The 15,982-nt window shown below is 51.0% G+C and carries 18 protein-coding genes; 4 read left to right on the top strand and 14 right to left on the bottom strand.

The features are described from left to right. Positions 1 to 104 precede the first annotated feature (104 nt). The 14 genes from wecB to prfA all read right to left on the bottom strand — a co-directional run bounded on the left by wecB (position 105) and on the right by prfA (position 12,833). The gene (gene wecB, locus KNP93_RS14405; protein ID WP_214855903.1) at positions 105 to 1,241 is read right to left on the bottom strand and encodes a non-hydrolyzing UDP-N-acetylglucosamine 2-epimerase; all 1,137 of its coding nucleotides are present in this window, start codon (positions 1,239 to 1,241) and stop codon (positions 105 to 107) included. A 128-nt stretch (positions 1,242 to 1,369) separates the two neighbouring features. After that, the gene (gene upp, locus KNP93_RS14400) at positions 1,370 to 1,999 is read right to left on the bottom strand and encodes a uracil phosphoribosyltransferase (RefSeq protein ID WP_012371551.1); all 630 of its coding nucleotides are present in this window, start codon (positions 1,997 to 1,999) and stop codon (positions 1,370 to 1,372) included. A gap of 76 nt (positions 2,000 to 2,075) precedes the next feature. Then, a complete protein-coding gene (locus tag KNP93_RS14395) occupies positions 2,076 to 3,053 on the bottom strand; it encodes a hypothetical protein (RefSeq protein WP_214855900.1) in 978 nt (325 codons plus the stop codon). A 106-nt stretch (positions 3,054 to 3,159) separates the two neighbouring features. After that, positions 3,160 to 3,804, bottom strand: a complete 645-nt coding sequence (locus tag KNP93_RS14390) for an ABC transporter ATP-binding protein (RefSeq protein ID WP_131502400.1) — start codon at positions 3,802 to 3,804, stop codon at positions 3,160 to 3,162. Then, positions 3,801 to 4,832 carry an ABC transporter permease gene (locus KNP93_RS14385; protein WP_214855898.1) on the bottom strand — a complete coding sequence of 344 codons (1,032 nt, stop codon included), beginning with the start codon at positions 4,830 to 4,832 and terminating at the stop codon, positions 3,801 to 3,803. The genes KNP93_RS14390 and KNP93_RS14385 overlap by 4 nt, the downstream gene beginning before the upstream one ends. 70 nt (positions 4,833 to 4,902) lie before the next feature. Then, entirely contained in the window at positions 4,903 to 6,273 is a 1,371-nt protein-coding gene (locus KNP93_RS14380) for a sensor histidine kinase (RefSeq protein WP_214855896.1), read from the bottom strand. Then, complete coding sequence (locus KNP93_RS14375) at positions 6,270 to 6,941, bottom strand: response regulator transcription factor (RefSeq protein ID WP_251138839.1); 672 nt, start codon at positions 6,939 to 6,941, stop codon at positions 6,270 to 6,272. Before KNP93_RS14375 ends, KNP93_RS14380 begins: the two co-directional genes overlap by 4 nt. Positions 6,942 to 7,041: 100 nt before the next feature. Beyond that, positions 7,042 to 8,301 (bottom strand): serine hydroxymethyltransferase, encoded by a 1,260-nt coding sequence (glyA, locus tag KNP93_RS14370; protein WP_131502403.1) that lies wholly within the window; start codon positions 8,299 to 8,301, stop codon positions 7,042 to 7,044. A 110-nt stretch (positions 8,302 to 8,411) separates the two neighbouring features. Then, positions 8,412 to 8,951, bottom strand: coding sequence for a TIGR01440 family protein (locus KNP93_RS14365; protein WP_131502404.1), 540 nt, complete (start codon positions 8,949 to 8,951; stop codon positions 8,412 to 8,414). After that, positions 8,952 to 9,392, bottom strand: coding sequence for a ribose 5-phosphate isomerase B (gene rpiB / locus KNP93_RS14360; RefSeq protein WP_012371559.1), 441 nt, complete (start codon positions 9,390 to 9,392; stop codon positions 8,952 to 8,954). A 6-nt stretch (positions 9,393 to 9,398) separates the two neighbouring features. Beyond that, positions 9,399 to 9,914: a low molecular weight protein arginine phosphatase gene (locus KNP93_RS14355; RefSeq protein WP_012371560.1), complete on the bottom strand. Its 516-nt coding sequence runs from the start codon at positions 9,912 to 9,914 to the stop codon at positions 9,399 to 9,401. Between the two features lie 17 nt (positions 9,915 to 9,931). Further along, positions 9,932 to 10,930, bottom strand: coding sequence for an L-threonylcarbamoyladenylate synthase (locus tag KNP93_RS14350; RefSeq protein WP_131502405.1), 999 nt, complete (start codon positions 10,928 to 10,930; stop codon positions 9,932 to 9,934). Continuing rightward, on the bottom strand, positions 10,927 to 11,775 hold the full coding sequence (gene prmC / locus KNP93_RS14345) for a peptide chain release factor N(5)-glutamine methyltransferase (RefSeq protein WP_214855894.1): 849 nt from the start codon (positions 11,773 to 11,775) through the stop codon (positions 10,927 to 10,929). The genes KNP93_RS14350 and prmC overlap by 4 nt, the downstream gene beginning before the upstream one ends. After that, positions 11,775 to 12,833, bottom strand: a complete 1,059-nt coding sequence (gene prfA, locus KNP93_RS14340) for a peptide chain release factor 1 (protein WP_131502407.1) — start codon at positions 12,831 to 12,833, stop codon at positions 11,775 to 11,777. Before prfA ends, prmC begins: the two co-directional genes overlap by 1 nt. 194 nt (positions 12,834 to 13,027) lie before the next feature. Between prfA and KNP93_RS14335 the strand changes: the two genes are divergently transcribed. From KNP93_RS14335 to treR, 4 genes are read left to right on the top strand one after another with little or no spacing between them, the layout of a single operon-like run. After that, positions 13,028 to 13,396 (top strand): GntR family transcriptional regulator, encoded by a 369-nt coding sequence (locus KNP93_RS14335; RefSeq protein ID WP_114597321.1) that lies wholly within the window; start codon positions 13,028 to 13,030, stop codon positions 13,394 to 13,396. Then, complete coding sequence (locus KNP93_RS14330) at positions 13,390 to 14,256, top strand: ABC transporter ATP-binding protein (protein WP_131502408.1); 867 nt, start codon at positions 13,390 to 13,392, stop codon at positions 14,254 to 14,256. The genes KNP93_RS14335 and KNP93_RS14330 overlap by 7 nt, the downstream gene beginning before the upstream one ends. Further along, positions 14,249 to 15,211 (top strand): hypothetical protein, encoded by a 963-nt coding sequence (locus KNP93_RS14325; protein ID WP_131972077.1) that lies wholly within the window; start codon positions 14,249 to 14,251, stop codon positions 15,209 to 15,211. Before KNP93_RS14330 ends, KNP93_RS14325 begins: the two co-directional genes overlap by 8 nt. A 46-nt stretch (positions 15,212 to 15,257) precedes the next feature. After that, positions 15,258 to 15,968, top strand: coding sequence for a trehalose operon repressor (treR, locus tag KNP93_RS14320; protein WP_131502410.1), 711 nt, complete (start codon positions 15,258 to 15,260; stop codon positions 15,966 to 15,968). The last annotated feature ends 14 nt before the right edge of the window (positions 15,969 to 15,982 follow it).

Below are 15,982 nucleotides of genomic sequence, written 5' to 3'. Positions count from 1 at the left end.
GTACGTCCATCTTTGGAACAGATGATCTGTTGGATTCCATAAAAGGACCGGTGCCTCCGTTTGTGACGGGGACATCGGTCCTTTGCTGTATGTCTAAACTTTCGTCAGTTTTCGACTTTAAACGGCTCAAACTCCGCATCCTGATTAAAATGTTCCAGAATCGCCGCTGCAATCCGTTCGGAAGCATGACCATCTCCGTAAGGATTTGAAGCCTGGGCCATCTTGTTATACGCTGCTTCGTCCTCGAGCAACTCACTCGCGAGACGATAGATTGTTTCTTCATCCGTTCCGGCCAGCTTCAGCGTTCCCGCTTTAACGCCTTCCGGACGTTCGGTCGTATCGCGTAAGACAAGAACCGGCACACCGAGTGACGGAGCTTCTTCCTGGACGCCGCCGGAATCCGTCAAGATAAGGTGCGCCCGGCTCGCAAAGTTATGGAAGTCAAAGACGTCGAGCGGCGGAATCAAGGTGATGCGGTCGTGTCCTCCGAATACGTCACTCGCCGCCTCCTGGACGACAGGATTCAAGTGAACCGGATACACGACATGAATGTCCGGATGGTCGTCGACAAGACGCCGGATCGCCCGGAACATCTGGTGCATCTTCGCACCTAAATTTTCCCGCCGGTGCGCCGTCATCAGGACAAGTCGCTTCGAACCGATCTTTTCTAGAATGGGATGCATATAATCTGTCTGGACCGTCGTTTGCAGGGCATCGATCGCCGTATTCCCGGTCACGAAAACGCCCGCGTGTCTGTTTTCCGACGCCAGATTCACTGCCGCCTGCTCGGTCGGTGCAAAATGCAGATCGGCCAGCGTCGAGGTCAGTTGCCGGTTCACTTCTTCCGGGAACGGTGAGTACTTATTGTATGTACGGAGTCCGGCTTCGACATGTCCCACGGCGATTTGATTGTAGTAGGCAGCGAGACTGCCGACGAACGTCGTCGTCGTGTCGCCATGGACAAGGACGAGATCCGGTTTGACTTCCTTCATGACAGCATCGAGTCCCTCGAGACCGCGTGTCGTGATATCGACCAAGGTCTGCCGCGCTTTCATGATGTTCAAATCGTGATCCGGTGTAATCTCGAACAGCTCCAATACTTGATCGAGCATCTCCCGGTGTTGGGCCGTAATCGTGACATGGACGTCAAACGCAGGATTGTTCTTTAAGACGTTGACGAGCGGTGCCATTTTGATGGCTTCCGGTCGCGTGCCGAAAATCGGCATGACTTTGATGGGCATACAGACTTCCTCCTTCTTGCTTCTGCTCCTATTAAAACATATTCCATGTCACGTGCGCAGTTCACACCTGTGGCAACTCGTACAAAAAAAGGCGCTCCCTTCACAGGAAGCGCCTTTCAGTCTGCTGATTATTTCGTACCAAACAGACGGTCACCCGCATCCCCGAGTCCAGGAACGATGTAACCATGGTCATTCAATTTCTCATCGAGTGCCGCGAGATAAATGTCGACATCCGGATGTTCTTCCTGAATGCGTTTGACGCCTTCAGGTGCCGCACAGAGGCAAGCCAGCTTAATGCTTTGTGCACCCTGTTTTTTCAAAGAGGAGATTGCGTCAGCAGCAGAACCGCCGGTCGCAAGCATTGGATCGACGACGACGAAATCACGTTCTGCGACGTCTGTCGGTAATTTGAGATAGTATTCCGTCGGCTCAAGTGTTTCCGGATCACGGTAAAGACCGATATGTCCTACTTTGACGTTCGGCATCATGCGAAGCATGCCGTCCACCATCCCAAGACCTGCACGAAGAATCGGAACGATTCCCAGTTTCTTACCCTCGATCATTTTTTGCGTCGTTTTCGTGACCGGTGTCTCGATTTCAACGTCAGTAAGTGGAAGATCACGCGTGAGTTCATATGCCATCAATGAAGCCACTTCGTCGACAAGCTCCCGGAATTGTTTCGTTCCTGTTTCGACTTTACGCATGATCGTCATCTTGTGCTGAATCAATGGGTGATCAAATACATGTACTTTACTCATTGTTTTGCATCTCCTCTCCATTCTCTTTTCGCATTGTACTCCAAAAAGCGACTGCTTGGGAACTGTTTTCTTCGAATCAATCTCCCAGCGTACTCTTCCCTTGAAGGATTGCCTTCGCAGCATATGACCATTCGTTGTCCGGTTGTTTCGCTAACTCCTGTAATGTCGTTTTGTAATTACCAATTTTATTTTTTTGTTCGTAAACAGCCTGCATCCATAAGACATCACTCATGTAACCGGATTCCGGAAAATCATTCCGGTAGGCCAGGTAGTCACTTTGTTTCGTTTCTTTCAGCTTTCCGGCTGCAATCAATTTGTAGAAACGCGCCATACCGGCTGTTTCTTTATTCGTCAGGACCTTTCCGGTCAACAATTGGTTCGCCGTTTCATACTCTTTGGACTGAACGGAAGAAACTGCCTCCTGAAGGGCCTGCTCAGGATCCTTCGTTGACGCCTGCGGCTCCTCTTGTTCCGTTTCTTTCGATTGATCGGCTTTGGTTTTTTTTGTTTCCGTCTTTTTTTCTTCAGATGCCGCCAGCTTCTCATTTTTTTGTTTCAGCTGTTCGACTTCTTTTTCTAAAGACGCAAGCTTTTGTTCAACGTTCGTTTGTTCGGAAGTTTTTTTAGACGGAGCTTCCTCGGAAAAATCAACTTGCGTAATGCCGACTGCTAATAGGCCGGCTACGACTAGTCCACCTAACCACAACGGATTGCTCCGAAGATTTTTTTTCCATGACTTCAGTTGCGAATGATTTTGTACAACAGAAGGATATGCCGAAAAACGTTTTCGGGCCAATCGTTTCCCACCGATTTTTCCCGCAATCGCCAATCGGTAACGGTAAATCTCTGCCGGTAACGGAAGAGGTTTCCACTGCATGAACCGTGCATCGGCCTGTTCATAAAAACCGGCTTGTTCCATGATGACAATGGCTTTAAAATCTTCAACCAATCGTTTATAGTCACGTTTTGATAAACTTTTATCTTCCAACCATTTCGTAATGTGTGCCGTATTAATCGTCTCTAGTTCCGACCGTATGAATTTAGATAAGTCCATCGTTTAAATCCACCCTTAAATTATTCGTGTTCAGTTCAGTATATCAAAAATACTGCTCCAACTTTTATTTTTCGTGCGAAAACAAAAGTCAGAGCAGTATCCCGTTTTAATTGATTTCTTGAATCTGTCCATCTTCCATCCGTAAGACACGGTCACAATACGTCAGCATCCGTTCGTCATGGGTGATGACGATGACCGTCTTGCCGTGCTCATGTGCCTGTCGCTGCAACAACTCCATCACCTGTCGGGCATTCGTATAATCAAGACTCGCCGTCGGTTCATCCGCCAGAACGAGACGCGGATCATTGACAAGCGCCCGGGCAATCGCCACCCGTTGCCGTTCTCCGCCGGATAAAGCGTGCGGCAAGTGATGACGTCTCTCACGTAATCCGAACACTTCCAGCTGAGCTGCTGCATCAATCGTTCGTCCGGCTTCTTCCGCAACGAGCTCCAGTTGTTCCGCTGCTGTTAAGAAGGGTACAAGATGGGATTCCTGAAAAATAAAGCCGATTGCCTCAAGGCGCATCCGGCGCCGTCCTTCATCCGACGTATCTCCAAGCGGACTTCCATCAAATTGAATCAGACCGGCGGATGGTGTCTGCAACAGCCCCAGCAATTGGAGTAACGTACTTTTCCCGCTGCCGCTCGGTCCAACAAGCGCAATCAATTCTCCTTCCCGGGCTTCGAACGAGACGTGTTGCAACACCTTCATCGCACCATATGTTTGTTCGACATCTGTCAGCTTAATCATCCTGTCATTCCTCCAATCGCATCAGCCGGTTCCAGTTTTTTCAAAGCACGCAACGGAATCAGACCGCCCAGCAAAGCCATCAGGATAATCAGTCCACCATACAGCAGACTGGTCGTCCATTCAAACCGGAATGGTAAATCGTCCGGCAACAATTGTCCGACCGTCCAAGTCAAAAGCAGACTGACTGAAAACGAGATGACCGTCAGCAGGAAAACCTGTAGGACGAGTCCTTGCCCAATCGTCCGCGTCCGAATCCCGATTGCCTTCAAGATACCAAGTTGTTTCATTTTTTGCATCGTCAAGATGTAAAAGAAAGCCGTCAAAATCAACGAACCGATGATGATGAGTGCGAGCCGCATCATTTGGAACGAGTTTTGTTCCGCCGCGTAACCCGGCACTTGTTCGACGATTTGCTGTTTCGTATACGTCGCAAGCTTTGTTTTAATCGAATCCCGGCTGATGAATGCCGAGACATAACTCGAGTCCATCTTTTTTTGCCAGGCATCCCATGTCGAAATCGTCATCCAGACGACCGGTGCATGGCTGTAGCGTCCGTCGTTGACCGTACCGACGATTTCAAACGTCTGTTTCGTCCGGAAGTCCGTGACCGAATCGCCGACTTTCGTGCCTCTCTGTTCGGAGTACTGTCGATCGACCAGGACTTGACCGTCCTTTAAGTCCGCTAATTGCTGCGGTCCGTAACGCGTATTACTCGGAGAAGCAAACACCGTCACATCTTCTTTTGTCCCATTTTTCTTTTCAAGCACCATGTTTTGCACACCTAATGCTTCCGTCGCCACCGGTTGATCCGTCCGTTCCAAAAAGGATCGTGTCAGCTGCCCTTCCGCATCTTTACTCAAGGCAACCTGCTCGATCGGCAAGTTGCGGACAACCGCTCCATTGTCATAAGCCAGTCCGTCGGCCAGTCCGGAAATCATTAAAATCAACAAGACGATCAACGTCGTCACGATTGCCATCAAGAAGAAGCGTTGTCGCATCCGAATCAATTCACGCCATCCCATCTTCATCTTTCATCCCTCCTGTTTGTACGTTACAGGTTTGATTGTAGAGGTGAAAGATGAACGGAACATGAACGACTCAGTCCTGACTTACAAAAGTCAGCACAATCGTCGTTCCCGCATCCGGAATCGACTCGATTCGAATCTGTCCATCCAATTGATCCATCGTTTCCTTGACAATTGCCAGTCCGAGACCGGATCCGCTCGTCCCGCGTGACGCATCACCTTGATAAAATCGTTCGAAGGCATGAGCGATTACTTGCTCCGTCATGCCCGGTCCTTGATCTTTGATCTGAACGATGACGGAATCCGCTTGTGTGTCGACTTGAATCGTAATCAAGTCGCCTTCCGCCGAGACATGTAAGGCATTTCGAATCAGATTTTGAAAAATCTGTTCCAGCGCCAATTCGTCTGCACGAATCACCGGATCATCCGATGCATCGAGTGCGACGGCCACTCCACGTTCGTCCAACTGATAACGAAGTGTCTCCAGTGTCGCCTGAATCGACTGGATGAGCTGAATCGGCTGGCGTCTCAGCGGACGCCCCTCGTCAAGCCGTGCCAAGGTCAGTAATTGACGGGTCAATTCGGCCATTCGTGTCGCTTCCTGTCCGATTGTCCTTAATTTCGACCGGTCTTCGGGTCGTGCAGACCGGTCGAGTTGTCCGGCGTATCCTCTGATTGTCGTCAGTGGTGATTGGAATTCATGTGAGACATTGGCGACGAATGCTTTTCGTTCGGCGTCCGACTTGGCAACGGCCTGCGCCATCTCGTCGAACCGTCGCGATAATTCCCCGATTTCATCTTGCCCGGTCGTCGCGACCGAAATCGAGTAATCCCCCGTCGTCATCCGTTCCGTCGCCGTCGTCAATCGTTTGATCGGACGCACCAGGTAACGGATCGAAAAGACGAGCAGCAGGAAGCTGAGCAGGACGAGTAACGCCAGGAACGCACCGACGAACAGATGCAACTCACGAATCTGCCGGCTTAAGTCCGGACGAATGAACACGGCATCCGTCCCCGTATCCGTTTCTAAGGACGTTCCGTACGTATTGATGACTTCATTATCAAACAATCCAAGCAGGAACAAATGGAACGGGTAGTCCCGCATCCCTTGATAGACCTGTCCGTCTTGCACTGATTGAATGACAGCAGGTGCGATTGTCTCATTACGGAACGGATTCCCGTACCGCTTGACCTGTCCGGATTCCGACACGACATAAAGTTGAAAGCCGGTCGCACTGAGCATCTCGTAAAACGAATCGACACGCCGGTCCCCGTGTCGTTCGTAATAAGCGAACGATGTCTCGACCGCCTCTTCTACCTTCTGACTGTAAGAAGCTTGCCACACGGTGTAATACAAGACATTACTGATCAATAAGGCAATCAATGCGGAGACGAGCAGAACCAGACAGACGAGCCCGACAATTTTCACATACAACGATTTCATGCCGTCGCCTCCAACCGGTATCCGAGACCGCGGACAGTTTGGATTTTGATTGCGTCCGTCTCCTGCAGTCGTTTGCGCAGTCGCTTGATATGGACGTCAACCGTCCGGTCGTCCCCCATGAAGTCGAGTCCCCAGACGTGTTCGATCAATTCTTCCCGGCTGAAGACCCGTCCCGGAAAGTTGGCCAATTGGTGCAACAATTCGAACTCACGGCGGGGAATCGTCAACCGGGTCGTTCCGATCGTCAGCTGCTGGCTCTGTTTATCAATCGTAACCTCACCAAATTGTATGATGGGGACAACGGCTTTTTGATACCGCCGGGCAACGGCATGCAGACGGAAAACCAGTTCTTCCGGATCAAAGGGTTTCGTGATGTAATCATCCGCTCCCGATGAAAAACCGTCACGTTTATCGGTCAGTTCTCCGAGAGCTGTCAGCATCAAAATCGGAATTTCATGACTTTCCCGCAACAAGGTACACAATTCAAAACCGGTTCGTCCCGGCACCATCACGTCCAGCACGGCTGCTTCGAACAGTTGGTCGTCCATCCATCGGGCCGCTTCGTTCCCGTCCGCCGTCGTGACAATCTGATGGCCGTCCGCTTCAAGTGTCTCCCGGACAAGTCGCTGAATATGCAGATCATCTTCCACGACTAAAATCTTCATCATCCTTCACTTCCTTTCCGATTAGCTGAAGGTCATCAAAAAAAAACCACCCCGCACTTCTCATCAATCGAAAAGGTAGAGGTGGTGATTGTACGCTTAAAACTTAACCGCGTTCCGGGTAAAGCGGGAAACGACCTGTCAATGCCAGAACTTGCTTGTGGGCACTTGTCAGTGTTTCTTGATCTTCCGGGTTTTTCAGAACGAGTTCAATCAGCTCTGCGATTTGTTTCATCTCGGCTTCTTTGAATCCACGCGACGTCATCGCTGCCGTCCCGATTCGGATTCCGCTCGTAACGAACGGGCTCGCCGGATCAAACGGAATCGTGTTTTTGTTGACCGTGATGCCGGCTTCGTCCAAAGCATGCTCCGCAAGCTTGCCCGTGATGCCTAGCGGTTGGAGATCAACGAGAAGCAGGTGGTTGTCGGTACCGCCAGAGACGATCCGCAGTCCACGTGCCGTCAACTCTTCGCCGAGGACTTTCGCATTGGCCACGACTTGCTCGATGTACTCCTTGAAGTCAGGTGCTAATGCTTCCGCAAAGGCAACGGCTTTCGCTGCGATGACGTGCATGAGCGGTCCGCCTTGGATTCCCGGGAAAATCGATTTATCGATGGCTTTGGCATGTTCTTCCTTACAAAGAATCATCCCGCCGCGTGGTCCGCGAAGTGTCTTGTGCGTCGTCGTCGTGACGAAATGCGCATGTTCGACCGGATTCGGATGGAGACCTGCCGCGACGAGTCCCGCGATGTGCGCCATGTCGACCATCAAGTAGGCACCGACACTGTCCGCGATTTCACGGAATCGTTTGAAGTCGATGACGCGCGGATAAGCCGATGCTCCCGCGACGATCAGTTTTGGTTTGTGTTCTTCCGCAAGCTTCGCGACGACATCGTAATCGATCATCTCTGTTTCTGGATCGACGCCGTACTCAACGAAGTTGTATTGAACACCGGAGAAATTCACAGGACTACCGTGTGTCAGGTGACCACCATGGGAGAGGTTCATCCCGAGGACCGTGTCGCCCTGATCAAGAATCGTGAAGTAGACCGCCATGTTGGCCTGTGCACCTGAGTGCGGCTGAACATTGACATGTTCTGCTCCAAAGATGGCCTTCGCACGATCACGTGCCAAGTTTTCCGCTAAATCGACGAACTCACAACCGCCGTAATAACGACGACCCGGATAACCTTCTGCGTATTTGTTCGTCAGCACGCTGCCTTGAGCTTCCATGACCGCTTGTGAGACAAAGTTTTCTGACGCAATCAACTCGATATTATCGCGTTGACGCCCTAATTCCTTGCGCATAGCCGAAAAGAGTTCCTCATCTTGCTGTTTCAGATACGTTAGTGGTGTTTGTTCCATCTGAATTCCCCCATTCATTTCGATAGACCTATCTTAACACGAATAATCACTTGCTGGCACCCTCTAAAAATCCATTAAAAAAGCAAGGGGAGTGCAACCCCTTGCGCAAATCATTCGTATTTAGCACGCGCGCCACCAATCAGTTTTGGTCGCGTGACGGCAGCTGTCACATGTGCCTCACCGATTTCGCGGTGCGGCAGACGGACCGGAATCGCCACTTGCTTCAAGTGCATCCCGATGAATGTGTCTCCGATATCGATCCCGGCATCGGCCTGGATCGCTTCGACGACGACCGGTGCCGAAAAACGTTGATAGGCGACACTCGCCATCGAACCGCCTGCTTCCGGAACCGGTACGACCGTCACCGCTTCCAGTCCGAGCCGTTCGACGATTTGCCGCTCCAGCGTCAAGGCACGATTGATATGTTCGCAACCTTGAAACGCCAGATCGACTTGATGCGAACGACGGAACGTATCAAAGACATCGAACAACGCTTCTGCGACTTCGGGCGAACCCGCCTTACCGATTTGTTTGCCGATGACTTCGCTTGTCGAACACCCGATGACGAGTAGTTTCCCTTTTAACGGGAATCGTTCATTCAGTTCCGTCAACGACGCTTCGAGATCTTGTTTGATTTGTTCCAGATCCATTTACTTCACCTCATAATCTGAGATTTTGCAGACGCGGTTTTCGTGACGTCCGCCTTCGAACTCCGTCTCAAGCCAGATTTTCGCGATGTCACGCGCAAGACCCGGTCCGATGACACGTTCGCCCATCGTCAAGATATTCGAGTTGTTATGCTGACGTGTCGCTTTGGCGCTGAACGTATCATGGACGAGTGCTGCCCGGATGCCTTTGACTTTGTTCGCAGCGATACCGATTCCGATACCTGTCCCGCAAATTAAAATCCCTCGGTCGAATTCACCGTTCGCGACCGCTTCCGCGACCGGAATCGCGACGTCCGGATAATCGATTGATTCAGACGAATACGTTCCGAAGTCCGTATAATCAATTCCGAGCTCCTGTAAGAGTTCATTCAGTTCCGCTTTTAACTTAAAACCACCATGGTCTGCTCCGATTGCTACTTTCATCGTTAACTATTCCCCCGTTTGTTTAGGTTGTTTTTTCGGAAGCTTCCGGTTGTCCGGTGCTTTTCTTCCGTTTCCGTTCTGCGTCAATTTTAACACAAGACGGTTGACGAGGGGTTCGAGTTCATTTCGGACCTGGCGGTAAACGTTCATCGATCCGCCGTACGGATCATTGATATCCCGTTCAAGGCCGGTCACGTACTCGTACAGCGTAAACGTCCGGTCTTTCAGTTCCGGGTACCGTTCGCCGACTTCCTGTTTATGGCTGCGTGTCATCGTCAAGATGATATCCGACCAACGCCCGAGGACGTCGTCAAATACTTGCGTATAGTGTTCAAGTTCAATGCCGCGCTCACGTAAAACCTGCAATGCGTTTTCAGAAGCATCGAATCCTTGCATCGAACGCAGACCGGCGGAACGGACATCAAATTCTTGATCGGCCACTTTTGACCGTAATAATGCCATTGCCATCGGACTGCGGCATGTGTTTCCTGTACAGATAAACAATACACGACGTGTGCTCATCTCAGTATCCTCCTTCTTTACGGGCGAATGATCCGACCACCTGCTGCCTTGTGGAGCCGATTTCGGACTGCCAGCCCAACCCCTTCTTCTGATAGATCCCGTACAAAAATCTGATCTACTGTCGTCTGATCAAATCGCCGTAAACAATCGTAAAGACGTTGCGCAGCTGTTTCCATCGTCGTTCCGAGGAAACAACGGACATCGGCTTCGATGTCTTCTCCGTCAAAGAGAATGACGCCTGTCTTTTGTCCGGTTTGGCGTGCTTCATCGATGAGTTGCTGCAGGAATGAGAGGTCACCCGCTACAACGGATAACGTTGCTTCCGGTGCATAGTGCGTGTACTTCATGCCTGGTGCCTTCGGTGTCTGGTCCTTCATCGATAAGGCAGGATCAAGTGACACGTCTCCGATGATCGATTCGATCTGTTCCCGCGTCACACCACCCGGCCGTAAAATCACCGGTGGATTCACGGTACAGTCGATGACCGTCGATTCGACACCGATTCCGGTCTCCCCGCCGTCGACGATTGCGGCGATGCGGCCCGAGAGGTCATGTGCGACATGCGCAGATGACGTCGGTGAAGGTTTTCCGGAACGGTTGGCACTTGGTGCTGCCAGACCCAACCCGGTCGCTTCGATTAACTCAAGCGCCAGCGGATGGTCCGGCATCCGTAATCCGATCGTATCCAGTCCTGCGGTGACGAGTGAGGATGCACGTCCGTTTGATTCTAAAATGATCGTCAAGGCACCCGGCCAAAACGTATCCATCAATTGAGTCGCGACATCCGGAATATGAGTGACGAACTGCTTTGCCTGTTCAATGGATGCGACATGGACAATCAACGGATTGTCGGAAGGTCGACCCTTCGCGGCGAAAATTCGCCGAACGGCCGTTTCGCTCGTCGCATCCCCTGCGAGACCATAGACCGTCTCCGTCGGAATCGCGACGACTTCACCTTCTTGTAATAGTCGTACCGCTTCATTTAATGTCTTCTGCTGAATCATTTCCGTCTTCACTCTGGACAATCCTTTCGTTCCGCATACACGATACGGTCTTTACCGTTTATATCTTTTAAAATACCCGTTTCTACAGTTGGATAACGTTTTTTTAACATCATTTGCACTTCATCGCCCTGATTGTGTCCGATTTCGAACGCAATCAAACGAAAATCATCGCGCAGGATCCGATTGCTGTCTTCAATCAGGCGGCGGTAGAACACGAGTCCGTCTTTCCCGCCAAACAACGCGAGGTGGGGCTCATGGTCAAACACGACGTCACTGAGCAATTCATCTTCTTCAATATAAGGGGGATTCGAGACTAACACCCGGACTGACCGGTCAGCAAGCGGTGCCAGCAAATCCCCTTCCAAAAAGGTGACCTCTCCGCCAAGCATCTGTTGATTTTCTTTGGCAACCGCAATCGCCTCCGCCGAAATATCGACCGTCGTGACCGGTTGTTTCAGTTCAAGGGCAAGCGTCAGACAAATCGCTCCGCTGCCGGTTCCGATATCGACGATTTCACCGGGTTTGAATGTTTCTCCTTGCAGGCGTCCCGTCACGAATTCAATCAATTCTTCCGTCTCCGGCCGCGGAATCAAGACAGCGGGTGACACGCGGAAGTCGCGTCCGTAAAACGGTTGGTATCCGATCAAATGCTGGACCGGGACACCATTTAAATGGGCCAGTAAATATTCACTGAACAACAGGTCCTGTTCCGGCTCAAGTTCGTCCGACAAACGGATCAACAATCCGGTCCGGTCGACCTGTAAAACGTGCATAAGTAACCATTCGGCACTCGAGGCCTCGCGTCCTGCCGTCAAGAGCATCGTTTGTGCCTGATTCAGACGTTTTGCGATTCGCATCAGTTCGCCGCCTCCGATGCCCGGGCCTGATACTCCATGACGAGAGTATCGATGACTTCATCCATCTCACCTTGCAGAATCCGGTCAAGTTTTTGAATCGTCAAACCGATCCGGTGATCAGTGACACGGTTTTGGGCAAAGTTATACGTCCGGATCCGCTCTGACCGGTCACCCGTTCCGACCGCTGATTTCCGCTTTTCATCGTACTCGGCCTGCTGCTCGCGTTGAATCTTATCGTAAACACGTGCCCGCAGCACCTTCATCGCTTTTTCTTTATTTTTAATTTGTGACTTTTCATCCTGACAGCTGGCGACGATTCCCGTCGGTACGTGCGTGACCCGGACAGCCGACTGGGTCGTGTTGACCGATTGTCCGCCCGGTCCGCTCGATGTGAACGTATCGACGCGGACATCTTTGTCGTGAATCTCGACTTCGACATCTTCTGCTTCCGGCAAGACGGCAACGGTTGCGGTCGATGTATGAATCCGTCCGCCCGACTCGGTTGACGGGACACGCTGGACTCGGTGGGCGCCGTTCTCATACTTTAGCTTCGAATACGCACCCGTTCCTTTGACGATGAAGATGATTTCCTTGTAGCCGCCAAGCTCCGTATAGCTGGCATCGATGATCTCAATTTTCCAGCTCTGTTTTTCAGCGAACTTCGAATACATTTTAAAGAGATCGCCGGCAAATAACGCCGCTTCATCACCGCCTGCCGCACCGCGGATTTCGACGATGACGTTTTTATCGTCGTTCGGATCTTTCGGCAGGAGCAGAGCTTTCAGCTTCGTCTCGAGTTCCTTGATTTCCGGCTCGAGCACGGCGACTTCCTCTTTCGCGAGATCGCGCATCTCCGGGTCCGTCAACATATGACGCGCCTCCTGGTAGGCTTCCATCTTATCGCGGTAGACGCGGTACACTTCAACGGTCGGTGCCAGTTGGGACTGCTCCTTCGATACCTCACGCAGTTGATTCGTATCTTTAATGATGGCGGGGTCCGCCAACAGGTCATTTAATTTTTCATAACGGTCTTCCAACGCACTTAATCGCTCTAACATTCTCGGTCATCCTTCCTGATGATTCTTCTGTCGTCAGTATAGCAAATATTTAGAGTCGCGTTACGCCGGAGCAACATTTCTTCCTTATTAGCAGCGTTTCCCGTCACTCCTTTTTTTACTCCACTTGACGTCCTGGATGGATTTTCCTATAATTAGTGTACTAATTGAATTAATACACTTAAGGAGGTAATCGAATGTTTACGGTTGACCCTAAAAGTTCGTTGCCGATTTACGAGCAACTGGTCGCCCAAATCATCCGTGCGGTTGCCCGCGGACTTCTCCGGTCCGGTGAACAGATGCCGTCGGTCCGTGAACTGGCGAGCACGTTACTCGTCAATCCGAATACCGTTTCCCGTGCCTATCAGGAACTCGAAAGCCGTAACTTCATCGTCACGATGCGCGGCAAAGGTTCCTTTATTTCCGATTTACCGATCGAACAGGTCAAACAGGCTGCGATTCAACCACATGTGCAGACACTGTGCAGCGTAGCCGATGAATTATCGATATCCAATGCAGATCTTTATCAACTACTTATCCAAACAAGGGAGGATTCCTCATGTTGACCGTGTCTCACCTGACCAAACAGATTGATTCCAAAATGATTTACGAAAACGCCTCGTTCACGTTGCCAGCCGGAACGATTACAGCACTGATCGGACGAAACGGTGCCGGCAAGACGACGTTACTGAAAACACTCGTCGGAGCACTTGAGCCGTCCCGCGGAAAAGTCGAATGGAACCAACAGTCCATCCATCACGTTCCGTCAGCCCGGCAACATCTGTTTTTAGTTCCGGATTCAATCGGCGTCTACCGTCAGATGACACTCGGGGAATTGATCGGCTTTTACAATGCGTTTTATCCGAATTTCGAACGGACTTTTATTGAAAACTATTGCCGGTCGTTGAATCTCGATCGTGGACGCCGTGTCACCTCACTCTCAAAAGGTCAGGCCCAGCTGTTTTTACTGCAGCTTGCTTTCGCAACCAACGCACCGGTCCTGTTACTCGATGAACCGACGGACGGACTCGACCGGATCAATAAACGAAATTACTTAAAACAGCTTGTGACCTTGCTTGCCGAACGTCAAACCGCCGTCCTGATCGCGTCCCATCAGTTAGAGGAACTCGATTCACTGGCCGACCGGATCATGACGATCGAACAACACCTCGTCAAAGAACCGCAAACACTCGAAGATGCGAAATCCAGCATGCAGAAATGGCAACTCGCCTATGAGACGGTCCCGGATTTCCACCATAACGATGTTCACGTCCTGTCACAAACCGGCCGGGTCGTCACGCTGATCGTCCGCTCGGAAGCCGGTGCCGCTTACGTCGACAAGACAAATCCGTTACTGAGAGATGTGTTACCTGTCCAACTCGAAGATTACTTTTTAGGAACGTTCGGAGGCGATCAACATGTATAAACAACTGATACGTTATCATATCAAGCAGGGCATCTGGCCACTCGCTTCTCTTTTCCTGCTCGCTGTCTTCAGTTACGGCTTCGGCAGTTACACGGTCATCGATAACTTCGGTACATACGGTGGAGCAGAAAACGAAATCATCCAATCCGTCCTCGTCAGTCCGAGTTTTGCCGGATTCGGCGCGATTCTGATGGCGGTCTTCGCGATTTTAATCCTCGGAAAAGAGCGTGGAAGCGGCCGGAGCTTAATGCTTCACGCTTTGCCGGTCAATAAAAAAACGCTCTACTGGATCAAATGGAGTCTTGGTGTCGCCATCCTGCTGATTTTGCCGATCATCGGTTTCTTCGTCAGCTGGCTGATTTTACAAGGAATCGGCGGCATTCATCCGTTTGACTACGTCAGCCTGTCTGACCTGACGCTCGATTTTGTCTCGTATTTTCTATTCGATCTCGTCGTCTTCAGTATCTTTTTACTCGCGGGAACGATTGCCGGCGACGTCATCGGCCAATTATTACTCGGATTGTTCTTCCTGTTTTTAAACTACCTGACCTTTTTTGCGATCGCCGCCATCACGACACTCGGATTTGGTCTCGCCGATGAGGAGGCTTCGTTGTTCGATTTCCTGACGACGACGGCTTCACCGTTCACCTTGTTGTTCCAAGACGAACAGTTGATCAGCGCCCTCGTATTCAACCTGGTCTTGCTGGTCCTCTTAATCAGTTGCGGCAGTCTGCTTTATGTCAGAAGCGAAAACGAACGCCTTGGCCGTTTCACGGTTTTCCCGAAGATCCATCCGCTGTTGATCATCGTTTTCTCCGTCTATACGACCATTTTGCTCGCAGCTGTCATCGGTGTGATCTCGTCTGAAAATCAATTTCTCTACTGGCTTGCCGTCGCGATTCTCGCCTGGCCTGCTTTTAGTTCGTACCGCCGGATGATTGGGTGGAAACGTTGATTCCGTGCTACACTATCCCCAACACTTTGGATAAAGGACGGAATCGATGATGCCAAAATATCTTCAGATTTATCAGCAATTGGTCGACCAGATTCAGGGCGGGACGTTACCGGCCGAAACCAAACTTCCTTCGGAAACGGAATTGATGCAGGAATTCGGTGCCAGCCGCGGCACGGTCCGCAAAGCAATCGATGCCTTGCAGGACAAGGGCTTCGTCCGTAAACACCAGGGAAAAGGAGTCTTCGTACTCAGTCAGGATGCGATTGCCTTTCAGTTCAACGGCATCGTCAGCTTTTCTGAAGCAAACCGGCAAATCGGCGAACATGACGTCAAGACCGATGTCATTTCCTGTGAACTGCTCGAAGCGACCGAGGAACTGGCCCAGTTGTTCCATGTCACACCCGGTACGTCGCTCACGCAGGTCAAACGGGTCCGGTCGATTGACGGGGAACGGGTCATCTTTGATATCAACCTGTTCGTGACGTCCCTCGTCCCCGGTTTGACGAAAGAAATTGCCGGTGCGTCGATTTATGCGTATATCGAACAGACACTCGGACGGCAGATCAGTTATGCCAAACGAAAAATCGAGGCCCAACCCGCGACGGTGGAAGATCAGCAGTATCTGGATCTCGAGGGCACCACCCACGTCATCGTCATTACGAATGATACGTATTATTACGAGGGTCAGCATTTTGAACGGACACAGTCGCGTCACCGGCTCGATAAGTTTCAGTTTACGGATATTGCCCGCCGCTAAGGACTCTAAACTCA

This window comes from Exiguobacterium sp. s166 (assembly GCF_018618855.1).
Lineage (GTDB): Bacteria > Bacillota > Bacilli > Exiguobacteriales > Exiguobacteriaceae > Exiguobacterium_A.
Note: the sequence above shows the minus strand (reverse complement) of the source record. Positions and strands in the feature narration are given on the sequence as shown.

Excerpts from the sequence above, each read along its gene's own strand:
- KNP93_RS14325 (WP_131972077.1), top strand. The coding sequence starts at position 14,249 with ATGTATAAACAACTGATACGTTATCATATCAAGCAGGGCATCTGGCCA.
- KNP93_RS14335 (WP_114597321.1), top strand. The coding sequence starts at position 13,028 with ATGTTTACGGTTGACCCTAAAAGTTCGTTGCCGATTTACGAGCAACTG.
- prmC (WP_214855894.1), bottom strand. The coding sequence starts at position 11,775 with ATGCGAATCGCAAAACGTCTGAATCAGGCACAAACGATGCTCTTGACG.
- KNP93_RS14390 (WP_131502400.1), bottom strand. The coding sequence starts at position 3,804 with ATGATTAAGCTGACAGATGTCGAACAAACATATGGTGCGATGAAGGTG.
- KNP93_RS14385 (WP_214855898.1), bottom strand. The coding sequence starts at position 4,832 with ATGAAGATGGGATGGCGTGAATTGATTCGGATGCGACAACGCTTCTTC.
- wecB (WP_214855903.1), bottom strand. The coding sequence starts at position 1,241 with ATGCCCATCAAAGTCATGCCGATTTTCGGCACGCGACCGGAAGCCATC.
- upp (WP_012371551.1), bottom strand. The coding sequence starts at position 1,999 with ATGAGTAAAGTACATGTATTTGATCACCCATTGATTCAGCACAAGATG.
- rpiB (WP_012371559.1), bottom strand. The coding sequence starts at position 9,392 with ATGAAAGTAGCAATCGGAGCAGACCATGGTGGTTTTAAGTTAAAAGCG.
- KNP93_RS14380 (WP_214855896.1), bottom strand. The coding sequence starts at position 6,273 with ATGAAATCGTTGTATGTGAAAATTGTCGGGCTCGTCTGTCTGGTTCTG.
- KNP93_RS14330 (WP_131502408.1), top strand. The coding sequence starts at position 13,390 with ATGTTGACCGTGTCTCACCTGACCAAACAGATTGATTCCAAAATGATT.
- treR (WP_131502410.1), top strand. The coding sequence starts at position 15,258 with ATGATGCCAAAATATCTTCAGATTTATCAGCAATTGGTCGACCAGATT.
- prfA (WP_131502407.1), bottom strand. The coding sequence starts at position 12,833 with ATGTTAGAGCGATTAAGTGCGTTGGAAGACCGTTATGAAAAATTAAAT.
- glyA (WP_131502403.1), bottom strand. The coding sequence starts at position 8,301 with ATGGAACAAACACCACTAACGTATCTGAAACAGCAAGATGAGGAACTC.
- KNP93_RS14365 (WP_131502404.1), bottom strand. The coding sequence starts at position 8,951 with ATGGATCTGGAACAAATCAAACAAGATCTCGAAGCGTCGTTGACGGAA.
- KNP93_RS14355 (WP_012371560.1), bottom strand. The coding sequence starts at position 9,914 with ATGAGCACACGTCGTGTATTGTTTATCTGTACAGGAAACACATGCCGC.
- KNP93_RS14375 (WP_251138839.1), bottom strand. The coding sequence starts at position 6,941 with ATGATGAAGATTTTAGTCGTGGAAGATGATCTGCATATTCAGCGACTT.
- KNP93_RS14395 (WP_214855900.1), bottom strand. The coding sequence starts at position 3,053 with ATGGACTTATCTAAATTCATACGGTCGGAACTAGAGACGATTAATACG.